Annotated in this window: 19 protein-coding genes; 7 read left to right on the forward strand and 12 right to left on the reverse strand. The window is 39.5% G+C overall.

From position 1 onward, the window contains the following. Positions 1 to 51: 51 nt before the first annotated feature. Positions 52 to 1,008: an MBL fold metallo-hydrolase gene (locus RFH42_RS12930; protein WP_374990769.1), complete on the forward strand. Its 957-nt coding sequence runs from the start codon at positions 52 to 54 to the stop codon at positions 1,006 to 1,008. A 115-nt stretch (positions 1,009 to 1,123) separates the two neighbouring features. Here the strand turns inward: RFH42_RS12930 and dapC are convergent, their stop codons facing one another. From dapC to RFH42_RS12955, 5 genes are all read right to left on the reverse strand, one after another. Further along, a complete protein-coding gene (dapC, locus tag RFH42_RS12935) occupies positions 1,124 to 2,293 on the reverse strand; it encodes a succinyldiaminopimelate transaminase (protein ID WP_308976104.1) in 1,170 nt (389 codons plus the stop codon). A gap of 41 nt (positions 2,294 to 2,334) precedes the next feature. Then, positions 2,335 to 5,016 carry a [protein-PII] uridylyltransferase gene (glnD, locus tag RFH42_RS12940; protein WP_308976105.1) on the reverse strand — a complete coding sequence of 894 codons (2,682 nt, stop codon included), beginning with the start codon at positions 5,014 to 5,016 and terminating at the stop codon, positions 2,335 to 2,337. 101 nt (positions 5,017 to 5,117) lie between these two features. After that, a complete protein-coding gene (gene purT, locus RFH42_RS12945; protein ID WP_308976136.1) occupies positions 5,118 to 6,338 on the reverse strand; it encodes a formate-dependent phosphoribosylglycinamide formyltransferase in 1,221 nt (406 codons plus the stop codon). A 170-nt stretch (positions 6,339 to 6,508) separates the two neighbouring features. Further along, a complete protein-coding gene (locus RFH42_RS12950; RefSeq protein ID WP_308976106.1) occupies positions 6,509 to 7,513 on the reverse strand; it encodes an LLM class flavin-dependent oxidoreductase in 1,005 nt (334 codons plus the stop codon). A 202-nt stretch (positions 7,514 to 7,715) separates the two neighbouring features. Continuing rightward, positions 7,716 to 8,147 (reverse strand): hypothetical protein, encoded by a 432-nt coding sequence (locus tag RFH42_RS12955; protein WP_308976107.1) that lies wholly within the window; start codon positions 8,145 to 8,147, stop codon positions 7,716 to 7,718. Between the two features lie 367 nt (positions 8,148 to 8,514). Between RFH42_RS12955 and prfA the strand changes: the two genes are divergently transcribed. Both prfA and prmC read left to right on the forward strand, forming a co-directional pair. Next, the gene (gene prfA / locus RFH42_RS12960; protein WP_308976108.1) at positions 8,515 to 9,603 is read left to right on the forward strand and encodes a peptide chain release factor 1; all 1,089 of its coding nucleotides are present in this window, start codon (positions 8,515 to 8,517) and stop codon (positions 9,601 to 9,603) included. After that, positions 9,603 to 10,433, forward strand: coding sequence for a peptide chain release factor N(5)-glutamine methyltransferase (gene prmC, locus RFH42_RS12965; RefSeq protein ID WP_308976110.1), 831 nt, complete (start codon positions 9,603 to 9,605; stop codon positions 10,431 to 10,433). The genes prfA and prmC overlap by 1 nt, the downstream gene beginning before the upstream one ends. Positions 10,434 to 10,503: 70 nt before the next feature. Here prmC and RFH42_RS12970 read toward each other — a convergent pair whose 3' ends face one another. Continuing rightward, on the reverse strand, positions 10,504 to 11,799 hold the full coding sequence (locus tag RFH42_RS12970; RefSeq protein WP_308976111.1) for an MFS transporter: 1,296 nt from the start codon (positions 11,797 to 11,799) through the stop codon (positions 10,504 to 10,506). A gap of 352 nt (positions 11,800 to 12,151) precedes the next feature. On the opposite strand from RFH42_RS12970, the gene RFH42_RS12975 reads away from it, so the two are divergent. The 4 genes from RFH42_RS12975 (at position 12,152) to RFH42_RS12990 (ending at position 18,831) form a co-directional block, all read left to right on the forward strand. Then, positions 12,152 to 13,117, forward strand: a complete 966-nt coding sequence (locus RFH42_RS12975) for a DUF4424 family protein (protein ID WP_308976113.1) — start codon at positions 12,152 to 12,154, stop codon at positions 13,115 to 13,117. Positions 13,118 to 13,260: 143 nt separating this feature from the next. After that, on the forward strand, positions 13,261 to 16,725 hold the full coding sequence (gene mfd, locus RFH42_RS12980) for a transcription-repair coupling factor (RefSeq protein WP_308976114.1): 3,465 nt from the start codon (positions 13,261 to 13,263) through the stop codon (positions 16,723 to 16,725). A 159-nt stretch (positions 16,726 to 16,884) separates the two neighbouring features. Next, positions 16,885 to 17,319: an HIT domain-containing protein gene (locus RFH42_RS12985; protein ID WP_016656722.1), complete on the forward strand. Its 435-nt coding sequence runs from the start codon at positions 16,885 to 16,887 to the stop codon at positions 17,317 to 17,319. Between the two features lie 63 nt (positions 17,320 to 17,382). Next, complete coding sequence (locus RFH42_RS12990) at positions 17,383 to 18,831, forward strand: adenylate/guanylate cyclase domain-containing protein (protein WP_308976137.1); 1,449 nt, start codon at positions 17,383 to 17,385, stop codon at positions 18,829 to 18,831. Positions 18,832 to 18,891: 60 nt separating this feature from the next. Here the strand turns inward: RFH42_RS12990 and fdx are convergent, their stop codons facing one another. The 6 genes from fdx to RFH42_RS13020 form a co-directional block, all read right to left on the reverse strand. Then, a complete protein-coding gene (gene fdx / locus RFH42_RS12995; RefSeq protein WP_308976117.1) occupies positions 18,892 to 19,230 on the reverse strand; it encodes an ISC system 2Fe-2S type ferredoxin in 339 nt (112 codons plus the stop codon). A gap of 15 nt (positions 19,231 to 19,245) precedes the next feature. Further along, the gene (hscA, locus tag RFH42_RS13000; protein ID WP_308976118.1) at positions 19,246 to 21,105 is read right to left on the reverse strand and encodes a Fe-S protein assembly chaperone HscA; all 1,860 of its coding nucleotides are present in this window, start codon (positions 21,103 to 21,105) and stop codon (positions 19,246 to 19,248) included. Positions 21,106 to 21,173: 68 nt separating this feature from the next. After that, complete coding sequence (gene hscB / locus RFH42_RS13005; RefSeq protein WP_308976119.1) at positions 21,174 to 21,689, reverse strand: Fe-S protein assembly co-chaperone HscB; 516 nt, start codon at positions 21,687 to 21,689, stop codon at positions 21,174 to 21,176. 80 nt (positions 21,690 to 21,769) lie between these two features. Further along, on the reverse strand, positions 21,770 to 22,090 hold the full coding sequence (gene iscA / locus RFH42_RS13010) for an iron-sulfur cluster assembly protein IscA (protein WP_308976120.1): 321 nt from the start codon (positions 22,088 to 22,090) through the stop codon (positions 21,770 to 21,772). A gap of 29 nt (positions 22,091 to 22,119) precedes the next feature. Continuing rightward, entirely contained in the window at positions 22,120 to 22,506 is a 387-nt protein-coding gene (gene iscU, locus RFH42_RS13015; RefSeq protein ID WP_308976121.1) for a Fe-S cluster assembly scaffold IscU, read from the reverse strand. 107 nt (positions 22,507 to 22,613) lie between these two features. After that, the gene (locus RFH42_RS13020) at positions 22,614 to 23,831 is read right to left on the reverse strand and encodes an IscS subfamily cysteine desulfurase (RefSeq protein ID WP_308976122.1); all 1,218 of its coding nucleotides are present in this window, start codon (positions 23,829 to 23,831) and stop codon (positions 22,614 to 22,616) included.

Consider the following 23,831-nt stretch of genomic DNA (forward strand, 5'->3'; position numbering starts at 1 on the left):
GATTTCTAGTACTCAAAATCGATATTGTAAGATCAGTTCAATAACGAGGATATGCTCTTGAAATCTCTCACAGCAATTGTCTTTGCATTAATATGCAGTAGTAGTTTGTTGCATGCGCAATCAACTCAACAGGTTACACAAGTTGCGGGTTATTTTTCTCAATCTATAGGTAATCTTAGGGTCACCGCATTGTTGGATGGTGAGCTTGGTTTACCACGTGGTGATTTGTTGAATATTTCGCATGAGAAAGCGAATCAGCTATTCACTAAAAATTTTGTTCCTGTAGACGCAGACAATCAGATCATCACTGATTTTTCGGCTTATTTAGTACAAACACCAACACAGAATATTTTAATTGATGCGGGTACAGCAAACTGTTTTGGACCAAGCTTGGGACATGTGCCTGATCATTTAAAAAAGGCAGGACTACAACCCGAGCAAATTGACACGATCTTAATTACTCATGCTCATCCTGACCATTTATGTGGCATTAGTTTAGATGGGAAAATGCTTTATCCCAACGCTAAAGTATATTTGGCCAAAGAGGATGTTGATTATTGGACCTCTGTTGATCATGAGGCCAAAGCCAATGATTTCTTTAAGCCGATATTTAAAATGGTCCGAGAAGCATTGATACCATATCAGCAGGCTGATCAATTGGTTGCTTTTACACCAGCATCATTTAATGTACCTAATGTACAGTTAATCACAACGCATGGTCATACCGAAGGGCATTCTTCTTATTTGATAGATGGTAAGAATGGCCAAAAGTTTTTGGGTTTGGGTGATGTTGTACATTATGCAGCGGTGCAGTTTCCACACCCTGAAGCTAGTTATAAACCAGATACAGATGCTAAACGTGCTATCGCAGTGCGTGAGTCTATTTTTAAGCAAGCAGATAAAGATCAATGGTGGATTGGGGCTTCACATATTGCTTTTCCTGGTATTGGGCATATTGTGAAAAATACACAGGGTTATCAGTGGATTCCCACTCAATATCGTCCTTAAACTTATTTTGCAGCAGCATGGTATGAACGAAAGAATATCTCGGCCATAACTAATCGTATTTTACTCAAAGAAAAACCTCTCCATAAAAGGAGAGGTTGATAGCACTCAGGTAAAATTACAAAATTGCTTTTAAACGTTGTACCACTTCTTCACATTGTTGCAGACTTGCAACTAGGGCCATGCGAACATGACCTTCACCTGGATTACCGTGATCAGTATCACGTGATAAATAGCGACCAGGTAATACTTTAATATGTGCTTTTTCCATGAGCATCTTGGCAAAAGCTTCATCATTATCTACCTTTAACCAATAATAAAAACCTGCATCTGGTTTTTTAAGTGGTAGTAAATGCCCAAGCTCATTTTGAAATAGTTCAAACTTCGCACGATACTGTTGACGGTTTTCCTCAACATGGTTTTCGTCATTCCAAGCTTCAATGGACGCAATTTGATGTTGTACAGGCATTGCCGCACCATGATAGGTACGGAATTTTAAATAGGGTTTTAACAGTGCTGCATCACCTGCAACGAAACCAGAGCGCATACCAGGTAAGTTTGATCGCTTAGATAATGAGTGGAAGACGATACAATTTTTATAATCATGGCGTCCCAATTCGGCACAAACTTCCAGCAAACCACAAGGCGCTTGATCAAACCAAAGCTCCGAATAACACTCATCGGAAGCAATAATAAAACCATATTGATCAGAGAGCGCAATCAGCTTTTTAAACTGTGCTTTGCTGTAGACTGCACCTGTTGGATTACCTGGTGTACAGATGAATACGATGGCGGTATTTTCCCAAACCTCTGGAGGTACTGCATCAAAGTCACCGACATAGGCGTTGTCTTCTGTACAATTTACAAAATAAGGTTTAGCGCCTGCGAGTAGTGCTGCACCTTCATAAATTTGATAAAACGGATTCGGCATCACAACATATGGAGCACGTTCTCGTTCAACTGCGGCTTGTACAAATGAGAAAATTCCTTCTCGTGTACCAGAGACCGGTAGGACTTGTTCTTCGGCGCAAATATGTTGTAGGTGAAAGCGGTGTTGTAACCAATGAGCAATACTTTGTCTGAGTTGCAGTAGACCTTTACTGTTTGGATAGGTTGAAAGGTGTTGATATTGCTCAGAGAGTGCATGAATAACAAATTCTGGAGCTGGATGCTTTGGTTCACCAATCGAAAGTGGAATCAAAGGCATATCTACAGGTTGAACATTTTGAAAAAGCTGATTGAGTTTTTCAAAAGGATAAGGATGCAGTAAATCTAAACTACTATTCATGAAACTAAGACCGCTTAATAACTAAGGTAATGTAAAGTGAATCAATGGGGCTGCGCGATTTGGCTAGAGACTTCATCTAAGGCATGTTTAAGTTGCTCAGCAAAAACGGTGGCCTCTTTTTGAGTCATTGGTATGGCATTTTTCTTGGTAACAAAGAAAATATCTTCTGCACGTTCCCCTAATGTTGCAATACGCGCTGAATGAATATCTAGACCTTGAATCATAAATAAACCACCAATTTTTGCTAATAAGCCCGGATGATCTAGAGTGGAAATCTCAACCATATTCTGCTGTAGGGCATCGTTCAGTGTAATATCTACAGTATTTTCAATATCAAAATGTCTTAACTGGCGAGGTATACGACGTTGCATCAGACCAGGATACTGATCAGCACGACTTAAAGCTTGTATAAGTGTGTTTTTCACAAGGTCTTCACGTTCAGGGTCAGTGAGTAGAGAGCCCAATCGATCAAGAACCATATAGGTGTCTAAGCTAAACGCTTTTTCCGCCGTGATAATACGTGCATCTTGAACATCAAGATTCATCCGATCGAGTATGGCAACTGTGGTTGCAAATAGATTTGGTTGATCTTGTGTATAAATAAAAATTTGAATGGCATCTTGTGCCGTTACTTGTCCACTGCGGCGGTGTGCACGAATCATAACCAATGGTTCGGGGTTATCGCCATGTTCTAAAATCGCACGTGTGTGCCACGCGATTTCTTCAGCAGATTCTTTAAGGAAATATTCATCTCCAAGTTCTTGCCAAACTTTTTCAACTTGATCGAGAGAAAAATCAGTGACTAATAACTCACTGGCTGCAAATTTATTTTCCTCAATATGCATTTGATAATCGACCGGACGATCAAGACCAATACGAATAATATCGCGGGCATGCGTATAAAGCTGACGCATTAATGATGAACGCCATGAGTTCCATAATTTTGGATTCGTCGCATTAATATCTGCCACGGTTAAAGTGTAAAGATAATTAAGATGCTCCATATCTCCCAGTTTTTCTGCAAAATCTTTGACCACATCAAGATCTGAAATATCTTTCTTTTGTGCAGTTAGTGACATGAGTAGGTGGTTTTGAATCAACCAAGCAACGAGACTACATTCACGTTCACTAAAGCCATGTTTGCGGCAAAACTCAATAGCATCATGAGCACCAAGCTCACTATGGTCTCCACCACGACCTTTGGCAATATCGTGGAATAGTGCAGCAAGCATGACGATATCACGGCGTAATAAGCGTTGATAAACTGAGCTTACAACAGGGAAGTCTTTGGTATACACCGGGTCTTTAAAGCGATTAAGATTTCTAATCAGTAGAAGTGTATGGGCATCAACCGTATAGATATGAAACAGGTCGTACTGCATCAGGCCCATGATCTGACCAAAAGCTGGAATATATGTTCCAAGTACACCGTAGCGCTTCATGGCTAACAATGTGTCATATAGTCTATGATTCGCCCCACGAATAATTGCCATAAACAAGGCTTGATGTTCAGGGTTATCTCTAAAATTTTGATCAATGCGTTTGCCAGCTAAAATCAGTAGACGCAGCGTGCGTGCACGGATACCTTCAATTTCAGGACGACTTGCCAATAGATAGAAAATTTCTAAAATAGCGCTTGGTTTTTCTGAGAAAATTTTATGATGTTGTACTGCTAATTTACCATCAACTAATTTAAATCTTTCGTTAATTTGCTCAATTTGTCTTTCATAATTTGGTAGGCGAGGGGTAATGACTGATTCATTGAAATAGGATAACAACATTTCATTTAACGTTGAGACTTGTTGCGCAGTGCGATAATAACGACGCATAAATTGCTCAATTGGGTAATTGATATGTTGATCTTCTTTTTTTACATAACCAAATTTAGTTGCAATTTCACGTTGGTAATCAAACAACAAACGGTTTTCATCACGTTTAGTGATGCGGTGTAAATGGTGGCGAATTTCCCAAAGGAAATTTTCAGCTTCTTCTAGTACACCCAATTCAAATTCAGAGATAAAGCCTAAATGTACTAAATCATAGATACGATTAACACGAAAGTGGCGTTTGGCAATCCAACCAATTTGGTTAATATCACGAATTCCACCAGGTGCATTTTTTATGTCAGGTTCTAAGTTGCTTTCAGTATTATTATGTTGCGCGTGACGTTGAACTTGTTCTTGCATTTTTGCATCAAAAAAAGTGCGGTCAGTCCAAGTTTGTGAAACAACACGACGTGGCCATTTGCGTAAAAACGCATTACCACAGATTAGACGCGCTTCAATGAGTGTGGTTGCAATACTTAAGTCAGCAGTTGCTTGTTCAAAACAACATTGGATGGTACGTACACTTACTCCAGGTTTGAGTTGACCTACATCCCAAAGCGAGGAGATAAATGTGGTTACCATTGCCTCTTGCTCAGGACTTAAGTCTTGTTCTGATAACACCATAATATCAACATCAGAACATGGAAGCATTTCACGTCGGCCGTAGCCACCTACAGCAAACAAAGCCAAAGGACTTTGATCTAAGCCAGCATGTTGCCAGAGTAAGTTCAAAATACTATCGATCGAGTCAGAGCGAGCTTTTAAAGTATCGCGAATCGGGTGGCCTGCTTCAAAATACTGCTCTAATTCTGTTTCGACCGTATCACGCCATTGATTAATGGCTTGAATGTCATCGGGAAAACGCAGATCGTCTTTCAAGAGCGTAATTTGAATCATTGAAAAGCTTCCTTGATGAGGCACAGATCATAAATATAAATACTGTGCCGAATGATGATTTACATGATTTTAAAAACTGAAGATCAAGCAATACAAACTGCTTAGCTCTCAGTTGTTTGTACCTGAACTAAGTCAGCAGCTTGTTGTGCAAGTTGACGTGCTTGTTCAGTATTTTCTGCACGTGCTGTGACTACACCCATGCGACGACGTTTAAATCCTTCAGGTTTACCGAATAAACGTAAATCTGTATCTGGATGTTGTAAAGCGATATTTAAATTAGAATAACTGAGGTTATTTGCATCAACACCAGCATAGATCACAGCACTTGCAGCTTGGCTATGACGTGTAGTGTTGACATTTAGACCCAGAATTGCGCGTGCATGTAATTCAAATTCACTTTGGAATTGAGAGGCTAAAGTAACTAATCCAGTATCGTGTGGGCGAGGAGATACTTCACTAAACCACACTTGATCGCCTTTAATAAAAAGCTCAACACCGAAGACACCACAGCCGCCAAGTGCTGTCGTTACTTTATCTGCAATGCGTTTTGCTTCTGTAAGTGCTGTGGCTGTCATTTGTTGTGGTTGCCAGCTTTCTACATAATCACCATCAACTTGACGGTGACCAATAGGATCACAGAAGTGAGTTTCCACAACGGCACTTTCTGGATTCTTCGCTCGAACAGTTAATAATGTGATTTCAAAGTCAAAATCGATTTGTGCTTCAACAATAACTTTTGTTTGTTTTACTCGACCACCTGTTTGTGCATATTCCCAAGCAGCTTCAACTTCGGAAAATGCTTTTACGCGTGATTGTCCTTTGCCAGAAGAAGACATAACTGGCTTCACAAAGTTTGGATAACCAATATCATCACATGCAGCTTTAAAGCTTTCTAATGAGTCGGCAAAACGATAAGCAGAAGTAGGAAGACCAAGCTCTTCAGCGGCGAGAACCCGAATGCCTTCACGGTTCATGGTGAGATTTACCGCCTTAGCTGAAGGAATAACAGTTGCGGTATTTTGTTGTTCGATCTCAATTAAAACTTCTGTTGCTATGGCTTCAATTTCAGGAACAATTAAATGTGGTTTGACGTCTTGAATGAGTTGTTGTAATTGCGCTTTATTTGTCATATCAATGCAATATGCAAAATGTGCAACTTGCATTGCAGGGGCTTGTTCATAGCGATCAGCAGCGTGGACCTCAACGCCAAGACGTTGTAATGAAATTGCGACTTCTTTGCCAAGTTCACCCGAGCCAAGTAATAAAACTTTGAAAGCAGAAGATTGCAGAGGAGTGCCTAAAGTAACGCTCATGTAAAAGATCCATACAATGCTTGATAGGCTTTTAGCATAGCAGAACTATATGCTGTGTAACGCCTTGATTGTGAGTTTTTGCAAATTTCCTATCAAGAATTGCTGGAATCTAGGTGAAACACAGACTTATATACTACTGTAATGATTAATTTAATAAAATCATGACTCGTACTAGATGATTAAACATCATGTTTGAGCTGCATCAATAATTCAAAACTATCAAGACGTTTTTGTGGATCATAAACATCACAGGTAAAAATAAACTCATCTACTTCATAGTCTTTTAGTAATTTTTCAAGTCCTGCTTTCACTGTTTGTGGTGATCCAATCTGTGCCATAGCATAGAAGTTATTTACAGCGATTTGCTCACCTGGGCTACATAATCCATCAGTGCTTTTTATTGGTGGTTGAAGTTTTAAACTTTGACCACGAATTAAACCTAATATGCGTTGGTAAGCGCTCGTTGCAAGATATTCAGCCTCAGCATCGCTAGGTGCGACTACTGTTGGAACACCCATTGAGACATACGGGTGGTCTAAGTAGCGAGAAGCTTGGAAGTTTTCACGGTATAACTCGATAGCATCTCTCAACATGCGAGGAGCAAAGTGTGATGCAAATGAATAAGGCAAACCTAAACGGGCAGCAAGTTGTGCGCTAAACAAACTTGATCCAAGCAACCAAACTGGAACATGGGTGCCCTGACCAGGTGTCGCTGTAATACGTTGACCTGCTTGAGCATCTGCAAAATAGTTTAAGATTTCCATAACATCTTGTGGAAATTGATCTTCGGTTTCTTGGCGTCCACGGCGTAATGCGCGCATGGTCACTTGATCTGTACCAGGCGCACGTCCTAAACCTAATTCTATGCGGTTGGGGTACAAAGTTGCGAGAGTGCCAAATTGCTCAGCAACCACAAGAGGGGCATGATTAGGCAACATAATACCGCCTGATCCTAAACGGATATGTTGTGTGTTGGCCAGTAAGTGGCCAAGTAATACTGCTGTTGCAGAGCTAGCGATACCATCCATATTGTGATGTTCTGCAAGCCATAAGCGGTCATAACCGAGTTTTTCTGCGTGTTGTGCGAGTTGACATGCATGCTGTAATGCTTGAGCAACGCTGTGTCCATGACGTACTGGGGCTAATTCTAAAATGGAAAATTTAGTGTTATGAAGTGATCTCATTAGAAACCCTTAAATCAATATTCAGTTGAGCATACGTGATAAATTGAATGCTGTATATCGTTTTTTTTCGATATAAGAATGGTGTATTTAAGGGGGTATATAAATTGGTAAAGTCTTGCTAAATGCTAAAGTTATCTGCAATAAAAAAGCCTCAAATGTGAGTGACATTTGAGGCTGAAAGACACACCAAAGGTGAGTGATTTTAGCGGTAGCGACGATGTTTATGGCGATTGTGTTTGCTATTACCATAATAGTTATAGCGATTATCTTGAGAGATTTTATTACCTAGGGCTGATCCACCTGCGGCACCAAGTGCAGAACCAACGTAACCACCAGTGCTTCCACCCATATTTCGACCAGCAGCATAACCACCAGCACCACCTAAACCACCACCAATTGCAGCAGCAGTACGATCACGGCGGTCACTCGCGACAGCAGCCCCACCAGCACCGCCAATGGCTGAACCAATCATTGCTCCACTATGCCCACCCATCTCTTTACCAAGTGCAGTACCAACAACACTACCTAATGCGGATGTCGCAGCAACGCGTGTGGTATTTCCAGCCTGAGCAGCTGTAGCAAATACAGTCGACAATGACAGCATTACACCTAAAAATAATACTTGAGCATTCATTCTATTCTCCATGCCCTCTCATGTGGGGCTTGTTAAAATCATTGCAGCTAATTTAACAAGCATCTACGAGATAAATATGGAGAACATAGGCTGTCCTATAATGCTTTGGTATCAGCTTGTAACTATAAATTCTAAATTGATGAAATAAACCGCAAAAATAAGAACATTATGCAGAAAATGTGTGGAAGATAGGGGTGAGGCAATAGATGGGGGGAGAAAATAAAGTAAAACTGGCAAAGATGTGTATCTAGCAGTGTCTTTTAAAAGCGACAATCTGTAAACTAAGCGAAATTTTTTACAATAGATTTGCTTCAAATAACAGCTCATGTTGCTATTTGACTTAAACCGTGTTTGAGAACTGACTTAAATGAAAGAATCGTTACGTCTACGTTTGGATCAACTCTGTGATCGACAAGAAGAACTAACAGCCCTATTGGCAGATGTTGAAGTAATTTCGGACAATAAGCGATTTCGTAATTTATCGCGTGAACATAATGATCTCACAGAAATAACCACTGTTTGGATTAAGTATAAACAGGCTGAGGAAGATATAGAAACAGCTGAAATGATGGCCTCAGATCCTGATTTCAAAGAAATGGCCCAAGAGGAAATCAAAGAAAATAAAGCACTCATTGAACAGCTTGAAGCTGATCTCAATATTTTGATGATTCCTAAAGATCCTAATGATGCAAACTCTGCTTACTTAGAGGTACGTGCAGGTACAGGTGGTGATGAGGCCGCAATCTTCTCTGGTGACTTGTTCCGTATGTATAGTAAGTATGCGGAAACACAAGGTTGGCGTATTGAAATTTTGTCAGAAAATGAAGGCGAACATGGCGGCTATAAAGAAGTCATTTGTCTCATTAACGGTGAGGGCGTTTACGGACGACTTAAATTTGAAAGTGGCGCACATCGTGTACAACGAGTTCCAGCTACGGAATCTCAAGGGCGTGTACATACCTCTGCATGTACAGTAGCTATTTTGCCTGAAGTTGATGTTGATACCACTGTTGAGATTAACCCTGCCGATTTACGTATAGATACTTACCGTGCATCAGGTGCTGGTGGTCAGCATATTAACAAAACAGATTCGGCTGTACGTATTACGCATATCCCAACTGGCACAGTTGTTGAGTGTCAAGATGAACGTTCACAGCATAAGAATAAAGCAAAGGCCATGGCTTTATTGGTTTCACGTTTAGAAAATGCCAAACGCGCTGCTCAAGAATCAGCAACATCTGAAATGCGCCGTGATTTGGTGGGTTCTGGTGACCGTTCTGAACGGATTCGAACTTATAATTATCCGCAAGGTCGCATGACAGATCATCGTATTAACTTAACCTTATATAAGTTAGATGCTGTTATGGAAGGTGATTTAACTGAGTTACTCGATAGTTTACATCGTGAATATCAGGCAGATCAGTTGGCCTTACTTGCACAGCAAAATGGTGGTTAATGAATATTAAAGAGGCGGTGGCGTTACGTGGTGAAGTCGATAGCTATGAGCGCCAAGAAAATCTTTGGATTCTTGAACATATTTTGCAGCGCAGTGTACTTGAATTAAAATTACTGGGTGAATTTGAGCTCACTGCTAAACAGCAACAGGACTATGTTCAAGCACTTGAGCGTATTGGGGCAGGTGAACCTTTGGCATATATTACGGGTTCACAGCCGTTTTGGAGCTTAGACTTGATTGTTACTCCTGACACTTTAGTGCCACGCCCTGACACTGAAGTATTGGTTGAAAGTGTCCTCCAATTAGATTTGGCGCAGTATGCAAAAGTAGTCGATTTAGGTACTGGAACAGGGGCAGTTGCTTTGTCTCTTGCTTCTGAACGCCCAAGTTGGCAGATTTTAGCGACAGATATTTATGAACCCACCTTGGCTGTTGCCCAACGTAATGCAAATAAACATGGTTTAAAGCAGGTCAAGTTTGCTTGTGGTGCTTGGTATGATGCTTTAGCAATAGATGATCAAGCACAGTTCGATGTTATTGTCTCTAATCCACCTTATATTGATCGTGTTGATCCACATATGCAAAGCCTACGAGCAGAACCTGAACGTGCGTTGGTTGCGGATCTGCAAGGTATGGCTGATCTTCAGCTCATTATTCAACAGGCAGTGTATTGGCTTAAACCTCAAGGGTGGGTTGTACTTGAACATGGTTATGATCAGGGGCAAGCGGTACGAACTTTATTTGAGCAAACTGGCTTTAAAAAAGTTAAAACAATTCAAGACTATGCTGGAAAAGATCGAGTGAGTTTAGGTCAGTTGATTACAGATTAGAAAGTTATTTCATATGGTTTTAAAAAAACGATATCTTATAAGATATCGTTTTTTTAACTAAGTTTGAAGTTTAATGGTCGTGTTTTAAGTATTCTGGCTCTTTAGGTAGCTTCATACTGCAGAGTAAACAGATGATGAGCATGACAAAAACATAGATAAAGAACATGTTTTCATAGCCTGAATTTTTAAACTGTAAAGCCACCGCAGGTGCAGAGCCACCAAAGATGGCATTACCAACTGCATAGGCAAAGCCAACACCTAAAGCACGAATATGTGCAGGGAACATTTCGGCTTTGACTAGACCGCTAATTGAAGTGTAGAAGCTGAGTAACATCAATAAGAAAATGAGTAGCAAAGTAACAATAACTGCCGAGTCGCTAAAATGTCGCATAGCGATGACCATAACTGGATAAACAAAGATCGCACAAGAAACACTGAACAGAATCATAGAGGCACGGCGACCAATACGGTCTGATAACATACCAAATAAAGGTTGAGCTAACATAAAGACCAGTAATGCCGTGGTCATCATATAACCTACGATTTTTTCATCAAAACCTAAACTGGTAATATAAGTTTTTGAATAGACAGTTAATACATAGAAGGTTAATGATCCAGCAGAGGTATAGCCTACAACCAGTAAAAAAGTACCCCAATTGTGTTTGAATAATTCAGATAGACTGCCTCCACCTTCTTTTTTCTTATCTTCAGTTAAAGTTTCTTCCAAATTACGACGAGCAAAATAAGATAAAATTGCAACGATACCACCAATAATAAATGGAATTCTCCAGCCACCATCCATCATTTGCTCTTTTGTCATGAGCATAAGCATAATAACACCTAAAAGACTGGCTAAAAGCTGCCCTCCAGAAAGCGTAACGTATTGGAATGAAGAATAAAAACCACGTTGACCCTTGAGTGCAACTTCACTCATATAGGTCGCAACTGTACCATACTCACCACCAACAGAAAGACCTTGTAATAGACGTACGGCAAGTAATAAAAATGGGGCGGCCATACCGACTTGCTCATAGGTAGGTAGTGCTGCAAATAAAAAAGAACTAATAGCCATTAAGGTAATGGAGATCGTCATTGATTGTTTGCGGCCATAGGTATCACCAATCCAACCAAAGAGCCAGCTACCAATAGGACGCATAAAAAAACTAGCGGCAAATACACCCCAAACATAAATGGCTTTGGTGGAGTCACTCATATCTGGAGTGGAAAAGGCATGCTGGAAATATACTGCAAATGCTGCATAAATATAAAAATCAAACCATTCAACTAAATTACCTGATGCTGCGCCAACAATGGCTTTAACCCGTTTGCTTTTCTCATGGGTTTGATAGATTGGTGTTTCATTCATGAGCATATCCTTATGTGTAAAAAATAAAGGTTTAAATTAAGTTAAAGCAATGTGTTTGAATTTTAATCTATTGAATAGAAAATATTATGAATAAATCGTTAATTTGCACTGATTGCTACTTTATATTTCAATTAAATTAACTAAATGATTTTGATTATTATATAAAAAATATATTTTGAGCTTAGATTTTTACTAAAAATCCACATTAAAATCAGTTATATTTTTTGATACATTGCAGTCTGATCAACATTGTAGCTGGCTCAAACATATTGATTAAGGCAATAAGCAATGAAGAACTGATGGACTAGAAGTAAATCGTTGGATAACGATTATTTGAGAAAAGAGATGTGTTATGAGACTGCAAACTTTGTTTTATGGATGTGTTTTATTACTGGGAAGTACTGAAATATGGGCCAATGATAGTACTGGTTATGTAGGGACAGGTGGGGTGACCTATAAAAAGAATCTCGATATAACCATGCAAAGCGAAAATTTATTTATTAGTAAACAATTGATTAAAGTCGACTACGAATTTCGTAATGAGAGTAAAAAGGACATCAGTGAAACAGTATTATTTCCATTACCAGCGATTGAAGCTGAAATGGATGGAGATTTTGCTGACACGGCTAAATTAATTCAAAGTTTTAAGGTAAAAGTGAATGGTCAAGCACTTAAACCTAAAATGAATGTACGTGCTTTTATGAGTGAATATCCGCTACCAGCACAAGGTGAAGCTGTGGAAAAAGTGCATGATGTTACTGCAGCACTTATTGCTTGTGGGTTAACAGAGCAAGAATTAATGAATCCTTGGTATCGTCAACTTGACTCACATCGGATCAGTAATAAAATCAAAGCCTGTCAACAGCCACAGATTCAGAAGTTGCTAAGTATGAGTGGTGATGAGGAAGTTTTGTGGTCAGCCCAAATTATTTATAGTTGGCAACAGACTTTTAAGGCAAATAGTATTACTCATGTACAACATCAGTATCAACCATTGCTCGGTGGTGCAGTTGCTTGGTATGACCCTGAACATGAGAATCCATTTTGTATGGATGCAAGCTTTCAAAAAAGTATGAAGCGTTTAAGGGCAGAGCAATCTGGTTATTATTCTTTAAGTTATATTTTAACGACAGGAAAAAACTGGGCAAATAAAATTGAAAATTTTAAGTTAACAGTAGAGAAAGATCCCAAAGAACTCGTATCGTTTTGTTGGGATGGGCCGGTGAAGAAAATATCAGCAACTCAATTTCAAGCAACAATGAAAAACTTTGTTCCTCAAAAAGAACTTGAGGTGATTTTTTTGCAATTACAACGTTAATGTGACTGTTAGGTTAAGCAAATAGCATCGGGTTGATGTACATCATTGAAAAAAACATCAACCTGTCCAAGCGTTAAGGTCACATAGTTAAAATACAACATGCTAAGATATTGGCGATATGATTTAAACTTAAAGCACTTCTCATGTTTCAACAGACGATCTCCCAACTCGATTTAAAAAAACTAAAACCCAGTGAAAAAAGATGGATTGGCACGCTCTTTGGTTCAGCTGCGGCTTTATTGATTAAAGAAATTGCCGACCATACAGAACAACTGCTGGTTTTAGTGGCACGCAATAGTCAGCATCTCGCTCAACTTGAAGGCGAGTTAGAGTTTTACGGTATTAAGCCAACGATCTTCCCAGATTGGGAAATTTTACCTTACGATCGTTTATCTCCACATCAGGATATTATTTCTGAACGCTTATCCATTTTGGCAAATATGCCCAAACGAGGCATTTTATTAATAAGCGCAAGTACCTTAGCGCAGCGTGTAGCTCCAAGTAGTTGGTTGCTTGGTGAGCATTTTGATATTCGTGTAGGTCAGTCTTTTGATTTAGAACAACAAAAATTGAAATTGGTTCAAGCCGGTTACCATTTGGTTGATACCGTTTATGACCATGGTGAATTTGCAGTTCGTGGCAGTATTATGGATATATTTGCCAGTGGCCAATTGGCGCCGATCCGCATAGATCTTTTTGATGATGAAGTTGAAAGTCTGAAATTTTTCGATCCTGAAACACAGCGAACAACAGATCAACTACAGTATTTTACAGTACTGCCCGCGAGGGAATTCCCTTTGAAAGAGGGTAGAGCTGTATTTCGTGAGCGTTACGCAGAAGCTTTTCCAACAGCAAATCCAAAGAAGAACCCGATTTATCAAGATGCTTTAGAAGGAATTGTCTCACCTGGGATCGACTTTTATTTTCCATTGTTCTTTGATGAACAACAAATGAAAACACAAAGTAGCATTACAACGTACTTTCCAAGTAATGCTATTGTCATTACGGAAAAAGAATTGGGCGAAGATCTAAATCGTTTCTGGGCAGAAGCTGTACGTCGCTATGAAGACCGTCGCCATAATATGGATCAGCCAATATTGGCTCCTGATCAGTTGTTTATGCAAACCCAGCAGTTGGCCGAACTACTGAACCAATTTCCACGTTTAATTGTTTCAGCAGAAGCAGTGGAATCACGCGCTGGTGCGATTAATATTGAGAGTGAAGCACCGCCAGTTTTATCAATTGATCACAAACAACAACAGCCCTTTGAACGTGTGAAAAACTATATTCAAAGTGCAAGTTTTCCTGTGCTTTTGGTTGCAGAGAGTGCTGGCCGTCGTGAGAGCCTAAGAGATGCTCTACGGCCAAGTTTAGGTGAAATTCCAGCGGTTGAGGGCTTTGCTGAGTTTTTGCAGCAAAAGTATTCAGTGGCCATTACTCATGCTGGCTTAGATCGCGGTTTATTACTTCATAATCGTCTGTCGGTTATTTCAGAAAACCAGCTCTATGAGCATCGAGTGGTACAACGACGTCGAAAACGTCAACACGAAGTTTCTGAAGAATTTTTGATTCGAAGTTTAACGGAATTGAGCGTTGGTGCACCCGTTGTACATATTGATCATGGTGTTGGTCGTTATGCTGGTTTGGTCATGTTGAATATTGATGATCAAGACTATGAGTTTTTACAGTTGGATTATGCCGATGAAGCCAAAGTCTATGTACCTGTAACGCATTTACAGCTCATTAGTCGTTATAGTGGTGGTGATCCTGATTTAGCACCTTTACATAAGCTGGGCACAGATGCATGGAATAAAGCGAAACGTAAGGCTTTAGAGCAAATTCATGATGTGGCTGCAGAGCTTCTGCATATTCAAGCACGGCGACAAGCTAAGCCTGGAATGAGTTTTGAATTGGAGCAAAGTGCCTATATGCAATTTGCGGCAAGTTTTGCTTATGAGGAAACGCTCGATCAAGCCAATGCTATTGAAGCCACATTACATGATATGCAATTGGCGAAGCCAATGGATCGTTTGGTTTGTGGTGATGTTGGTTTTGGTAAAACAGAGGTTGCAATGCGTGCTGCTTTTGTTGCTGTACAAAACAATAAACAAGTTGCTGTTTTAGTTCCGACTACATTATTAGCCCAGCAGCACTACGAATCATTCAAAGACCGTTTTGCAGATTGGCCAATCCGAGTTGAAGTGTTATCACGTTTTGGTTCTTCTAAGGCGCATAACAAAATTATTGAAGATTTGGCGGAAGGTAAAGTTGATATTGTTATTGGTACGCATAAGATTTTGCAAGAAAACATACAGTTTAAAAATCTTGGTTTAATGGTGGTCGATGAAGAGCATCGTTTTGGTGTGCGAGATAAAGAACGAATTAAGGCTTTACGTGCCGATGTTGATATGTTGACGTTAACTGCAACTCCAATACCACGTACTTTGAATATGGCCTTCTCTGGAATGCGTGATTTATCAATTATTGCTACCCCACCAGCACGCCGTTTAGCAGTGAAAACTTTTGTTGTAGAGCAAACGGATGCCACTCTAAAAGAGGCGATATTGCGAGAGTTGCTACGCGGTGGTCAAGTTTATATATTGCATAATGAGGTTGAGACCATTGAGCGTGCTGCAGAGAATATTCGTCAGTTAGTACCTGAAGCGCGTGTTGCAGTGGCACATGGACAAATGCGTGAACGTGAACTCGAACAAGTGATGCAACAATTTTACCATAAGCAAGAAAATGTTCTTGTTTGTTCAACCATTATTGAAACAGGTATTGATGTACCTAATGCCAATACCATTATTATTGAACGTGCTGACAAATTAGGATTGGCACAATTGCATCAGTTACGTGGGCGTGTAGGTAGATCACATCATCAAGCATATGCTTACTTAATGGTGCCATCTATTAAAGGATTAAAAGGTGATGCTGAAAAGCGTCTAGATGCGATTCAGCGTGCCTCAACTTTAGGGGCAGGCTTTATTTTAGCAACGGAAGACTTAGAAATTCGTGGCGCAGGTGAACTGCTTGGTGAGCAACAAAGTGGTTCCATGCAGGCAATTGGTTATAGTCTATATATGGAAATGTTGGAGAAGGCGACTAAAGCAATTCAACAGGGTAAAACCCCTAATTTTGAAGCACCCTTGTCATTAACCTCTGAAATTAATTTGCATATGCCTGCGTTAATCCCAGATGAGTATTTAGGTGATGTTCATCAGCGTTTACTTTTCTATAAACGCATTAGTAATACAGATCATCAAGATAAACTTGATCATATTCGTATTGAGCTTATTGATCGTTTTGGCACATTACCTCAAGCAGTCAAACAATTGTTTAGTGTGCATCAAATTCGTATTAAAGCAGAACAATTGGGTATTACTAAAATTGATTTGGGTGCTAATGGTGGGGTGGTTGAGTTTTCACCCGATACACCGGTGCAAGCGATGAGTATTATTCAACTTATGCAAAGTCATCCAACACATTATCGTATGGATGGAGGACAGCGCTTAAAAGTAATGCGAATGTTGGATGAATATGAAAAACGCATAGAATTTATTCAAGATCTATTGAATCAATTAGCAAGGGATGTTTCTAGAAATTAGCATTTAGAATTACTCGAAATGAAGGATGAACTGATGAGTATAGGACTTTGCCAGATCAACACAAATTTATTTGTACGAAAACATGGCGGGAATAATACTCACAGTAAATCGGTTGTGTTAGTATGAAGCATCTCTTTTTTCGATATCATTTATAAAGATATGTTTAGTTTGCATCCTCAACTTGCCCAAGATACTTTTTTTGTCGGCGATTTTCCGCTTTCGACATGTCGTTTAATGAATGATATGCAGTTTCCGTGGTTAATTCTAATTCCGCGTGTGCCTGGTATTAGTGAACTTTATGAACTGAGCCAAGCCGATCAAGAACAATTTTTACGTGAATCAAGTTGGTTATCTAGCCAACTTTCACGTGTATTCCGTGCTGATAAAATGAATGTTGCAGCATTAGGTAATGTTGTACCTCAATTACATTTCCATCACGTAGTGCGCTATCAAAATGATGTTGCATGGCCAAAACCTGTATGGGGTGGAACGGCTGTTCCTTATTCAAATGAAGTGCTTGCGCATATGCGTCAAACTTTAATGTTGGCTCTACGAGGTCAAGGAGACATGCCTTTTGATTGGCGCATGGACTAGGTTACGCCAATTTTAAGCACGAGTCGGGATGGAGAAATATAATAAGTGTCATCAATCGATCGGATGCTAAAAAAAGGATCTAAACAATTTGAGATATTCCAGCGAACTGTAGGGTATCTCTTTCTTGCTTTGATCATGGTGGTTTATTGCTTTACTACGCCACTAGCAGAGAATCAGGTTTATGTACCTGTTTTTCTGCTATTTATTGTATTGTTTAGTTCTCGTTTATCGAGTTGGCTGCAATACCACTATAATAATGACATTCGAAAAAACGTCTTTTTTATTATTGATGTCATCGTATTTGCTACTGTATTGGCTGCAGTTCATTTAAGTCTAGTTATTACTTTTGGCTTAATATTCGTTTTATTTTATTCGATTATTAATAATAAAATTTCGACTATGGTGGCTGCATTATCAACTTTAATTGCCATTATTGTCTTTTATTTTAATATTATATTTTTCTTTGGTTTTAGTGATTACTTTGAGCAAACTGGAGTAGAAGTTACAACTATTTCATTTGTGGGTTTGATTCTGTTTAGTGGGATTGGCGGGTATTTTACTCGTGAAAGCGTAAAACGCTTAGAACAACAAAAGAAAAACTATTTTACCGAGATGAATCGCTATATTGAGCTTTCAAATCAACTCAGTCGGTATGCGCCACTGCAATTATGGCAAGCGATTATGCGTGGGGAAACTGAGGCGAAACTTGAGTATAAACGTAAGAAAATAACCGTTTTCTTTTCAGATATACAAGGTTTTACCAATATGTCTGAAACGCTTATTCCTGACGATTTAGCCTTCTTACTCAATGATTATTTAAGCCAAATGACAGATATTGCTAAGCAGTATGGGGCGACGATTGATAAGTTTATGGGCGATGCGATCTTAATCTTCTTTGGTGATCCTGATTCACAAGGTATAGAGCAAGATGCGAAAAATTGTCTAGATATGGCAATTGCGATGCGACAACAGATGAAATTTTTACGTGAACGTTGGATGAAAATGGGCTATCCAGCTTTACATATTCGTATGGGGATTAGTACGGGATATTGTCACGTTGGCAATTATGGCGCAGTTCACCGTATGGCTTATACCATCGTTGGGCGAGACGCAAACCTCGCAGCTCGTTTACAGAGTAATGCCGAGGTAGATGAGATTTTAATTTCACAAGACACTTATAACTTAGTCAAAAATAATTATTTATGTACCCCAAAACAGCCAATTGCTTTGAAGGGAATTCAAGGTTTGGTTAATACTTGGCAGGTTGTAGAGAAGTTTTCAGCCAGTAATAGTGATTACCAGCAATGGTTTGATTATGAATATAAAGGCTTTCACTTATTATTGAATCTAGAACAAGTGCAAAATTATGAATATGAAGAGTTAGTACAGGTTCTTGAGAAAATGATCAGTAGAATTCAATTGCAGCAACAATTAATTGATGAAAATGGTATTGCACGACTGAGACTTGAGGATGAAATCAAATCACAGCAAGAATTGAATAAAGAAGCTTAATTACAAATTTTTGTATGCTAAAAAAACCATCATGACGATGGTTTTTTTAACTTGAATCATTTAGTGGTTTTCTGAAGCATGGTTAATCGAGTATTTAGGAATCTCGATTTCTAAATCTTCATCTACGACTTCAACTTGACATGAGAGGCGAGAATCTGGCTCTAAGCCCCAAGCGCGATCAAGCAAATCAGCCTCAACATCATCCATTTCTTCAAGACTATTAAAACCTTTGCGAACAATAATATGGCATGTAGTACATGCACGTGACATATCGCAAGCGTGTTCGATTTTAATGTTGTGGTCTAAAAGGCTTTGGCAAAGATTGGCATTTGCTTCAACTTCAAACTCTGCACCTTCAGGACAATATTGAGCATGGGGTAATACTTTAATACGTGGCATCGTTGCACCTATGGATTAGTTTGAGTTTGACCAGTCATCGAGTTTAGTCCCTTTTAATGCCTGATCAATATGCTGATTCATACGCAGTGCAGCAAATGCGTCACTGTGTATTTTAAGTGTATGTACTGCATCTTCAATCGTTTTGATGTCATTGCCTTGCAGTGCACTTTTTAAAATCGCTTCGGCTTGCTGAAGATTTTGTTGTTGCTCAGTGCTGAGTAATGAAGCATCAAGTTTGAGCGCCTGTTCAAGCGCTTCAAGTTCGCGTTGAGCTTCAACTTTGGTTTCATTGAGATGACGAAGATTTTTATCTTCTTCAGCAAAAGTAAATCCTTCAAGGAGTAGACGTTCTGTGTCTTGTTCAGAGAGACCATATGAAGGTTTAATATCAATTTGTGCTTGTACACCAGAAGTTGTTTCACGTGCGCTCACAGTGAGTAAACCATCTGCATCGACTTGGAAAGTCACTTCAATTCGTGCTTGTCCTGCAACCATTGGTGGTATACCACTAAGAACAAAACGTCCTAAACTACGGCAGTGTTCAACTAAATCTCGTTCGCCTTGTACCACATGAATTAACATGGCAGTTTGGCCATCTTGATATGTGGTAAATTCTTGACGACGTGCAACTGGAATGGCCGTGTTACGAGAGATTAGGCGTTCAACTAATCCACCCATGGTTTCTAGACCCAATGAGAGTGGAGTAACATCTAACAATAATGAGCCATCAATTTGATTGCCAATGAGTTGATTGGCAGTAATTGAAGCACCTATTGCAACGACTTCATCTGGATTGATTGTACATAGTGGTTGGCGTTGAAACACTTCTTCTACACATTTTTGTACTGCATACGAACGTGTAGAGCCACCAACTAAAACCACTTCATGAATATCATCAAGACTTAAGTGAGCATCACGAAGAACTCGTTTTGCAACGCTAATGGTTTTATCTAGTGCAACAGCGATCACAGCTTCAAAAGTAGGGCGATCTAAGGTGATTGTTTTATCGAGTACTTGTAATTCAACACTTTCTTGTTCAGTCAACTGTTCTTTGGCTTGGCGTGCATTTACAATAAGCTGTGCATATTCAAAGTCATTGAGTTGATCGAGTTGTAGTTGCTTACGTGCCCATTTCACAATTAAGCGATCAAGATCATCACCACCTAAAGCAGTGTGTCCACCAGTCGCAAGTACTTCAAATACACCCTGACTAAAGCGTAAAATTGATACATCAAAAGTACCACCACCTAAATCATAAATCACATAATTACGATTATGATCAAGTGCATTTTCTTGATCTAGGCCGTAAGCTACAGCAGCAGCAGTAGGTTCATTAAGCAGACGAAGTACATTTAGACCAGCAAGTTGAGCTGCATCACGTGTTGCTTGACGCTGAGCTTCATCAAAATAAGCAGGTACTGTAATTACAGCGCCTTGTATTGGATGTTGTAAGCTTGATTCAGCACGAATCTTTAATTGGTTGAGAATAGCAGCAGAAATTTCAACAGGTGTTTTATGGCCTTGTGCTGTTTCTAGTGCAGGCATTTGTTGTTCATCACCCATGAGTACATAAGGGTGTTGAAATTTGATGTCTGCTTTAGAGCGACCCATAAAACGTTTAATTGAAGTTATCGTGTTTTTAGGATCAGTTGTTAGAAAGGCTTTAGCATCATCACCATAATGAATTGAGTCTTGGGCATAATGTACGATCGAAGGCAATAAAACACGGCCTTGTTCATCTGTTAGAACTTTGGCTTGGCCAGAAAGTACAGTCGCAACTAAAGAGTGCGTTGTGCCTAAATCAATGCCAATGGCAATTCGATGTTCATGCGGAGCACTGGATTGTCCCGGTTCTGCAATTTGCAGGAGTGCCATGTTGTAAATCCTATTTGAATAAATCAGTCAATCTTGGTTAAAGTTTATAAACTAAATGAACCAATACATTAGAAATCATCGTCTAAGTCGAAATCATCATCATCTAAAAGACGATCTTCAGCTTTATCGATATCATTCATGACCTTTTGGAAAAAACGTAATTTTCGGACGGTATCGCGTGCTTCGGCCCAATCTTCTTCGTCAAAATCAATTTTAAATTCACGGACCAATCCATCGATCCATTGCTGTACTTCCCGTTTGAGTGAAAGCAGCTGGGTTGTCTCGTGGGCTTCATCTAATTGTTCGTGAATTTCTAAAGCAGACTGTAAAAATTCAAAATCATGAATTGACTGGTCAAGATGATAATCTTGTTTTTTTAAGGAGAGGAGGTAGCCAGCACGACTGTCGACATGTAATAAAGTTTTATAAGCTTGATTAATCTCACTAGATTGAACCAATGCTTGTTCTTTATCTGTTGCTCGATCAGGATGGTGTTGTTGTTGCAAGCTAAGAAAGTTTGTTTTGAGCGTCGCTAAATCAATATCGAGCGAAGTAGGGAGTGTAAATAACTCAAAATGATTCATGAGAGGAAATCCACAATGATAACGCGTTAGAACAGTGTAACACACTGCTCTAACGTGAAAGGACGAAACAGAGGGGAGAATTAAACAGTGAAGGACTCACCACAACCACATTCGCCTTTTTTATTGGGGTTAATAAACTCAAAACCTTCATTAAGTCCATTTTTGACATAATCCATTTGCATACCATCTAAATAGACTAAGCTTTTAGGATCAACAAAGACTTTTACACCAAATTGTTCAAATACTTGATCATGAGTATCTACGTCATCAACAAATTCAAGAACATAGGCCAAACCAGAACATCCTGAAGTTTTCACTCCAACGCGAATTCCTTCACCCTTACCGCGATTTTTTAAATAATTGCTGATATGAGTTGCAGCACTCTGTGTTAAATTGATCATGAAAACTCCATTCACCAACGTCAAACGAATTAGGCTTTTGCCTTTTTGCTGCGATAGTCATCGACAGCAGCTTTGATTGCATCTTCAGCAAGAACTGAACAATGAACCTTCACTGGAGGTAGGGCAAGCTCAGTTGCAATATCAATATTTTTAATAGCTTGTGCTTGGTCTAAAGTTTTGCCTTTTAACCATTCAGTCACTAAAGAGCTTGATGCAATTGCAGAACCACAACCATAAGTTTTAAAACGTGCTTCTTCAATTACGCCCTCATCATTCACTTGAATTTGAAGACGCATCACATCACCACATGCTGGTGCACCGACCATGCCTGTACCAACATTGTCTGCGTTTTTATCTAACACACCTACATTACGAGGATTTTCGTAATGATCAATTACTTTTTCACTATAAGCCATGATGCTTCTCCAAACCTCGGGGTCAGCCTTGATAATATGATTAATGGGGGTATGTTATTGATTTGCAATCATGCTGAAAGAAGAATTAATAACATACCTTGGGTAAATTAGTGTTCAGCCCATTCGACTTTCGATAAATCGACGCCTTCTTTGAACATATCCCAAAGAGGAGAAAGTTCACGAAGTTTGTCTACAGCAGCTTTGGTTATTTCAAGAACATGATCGATGTCTTCTTCAGTCGTATATTTACCAAAGCTAAAACGAATCGAGCTATGCGCAAGTTCATCTGATAGTCCAAGAGCACGTAACACATATGAAGGCTCTAAAGTTGCAGATGTACATGCAGAACCTGAAGATACAGCAACATCCTTAAGTGCCATCATCAATGATTCGCCTTCAACAAAGTTAAAGCTTACATTGAGATAGTTAGATACATGGTGAGTTGGATGACCATTTAAGAACACTTGCTCTAAAGACTGTAGGCCAGTCCAAAGTTTGTCACGTAATACCGCTAAGCGAGCTTGTTCTGCTTGCATTGTTTTTCCAGCAAGTTCAAAAGCCTCACCCATACCAACGATTTGGTGTGTAGCAAGTGTGCCAGAACGCATACCACGTTCATGACCACCACCGTGCATTTGTGCTTTTAGGCGTACACGTGGGCTACGACGAACGTAGAGTGCACCAATACCTTTAGGACCATAAACTTTATGGCCAGAAAAGCTCATAAGGTCTACTTTCATTGTTTCCATATCGATTTCAATTTTACCTGCAGCTTGTGCGGCATCGACATGCAAGAAAGTTTTATTGGCACGTGTTAACTCACCAATAGCGGCAACATCAGTGACAGTACCAATTTCGTTATTCACCATCATCAATGAAACTAAAATGGTATCTGGGCGAAGTGCCTTTTGAACCATATCGGCAGTGATGAGGCCTGTTTGTGCTTCTGGTTCTAAGTATGTGATTTCGAAGCCTTCAGCTTCAAGTTCACGACAAGTATCTAAAATTGCTTTATGTTCAATTTTACTGGTGATGATATGTTTGCCACGAGATTGGTAGAACTGGGCAATACCCTTGAGTGCAAGGTTGTCTGACTCAGTTGCACCAGATGTCCATACGATTTCACGTGGGTCTGCTTTAATTAGATTTGCGACTTGTTCACGAGCATATTCAACTTTTTCTTCTGCTTGCCAGCCATATGCATGTGAGCGAGAAGCAGCATTTCCATAAATGCCATCAACAGTTAAACATTCCATCATGCGCTCTGCAACTTGAGGGTCAACAGGAGTTGTTGCAGCATAATCGAGATAAATAGGGCGTTTCAT

Origin of the sequence: Acinetobacter rudis (assembly GCF_031157835.1) — a bacterium.
Lineage (GTDB): Bacteria > Pseudomonadota > Gammaproteobacteria > Pseudomonadales > Moraxellaceae > Acinetobacter > Acinetobacter rudis_A.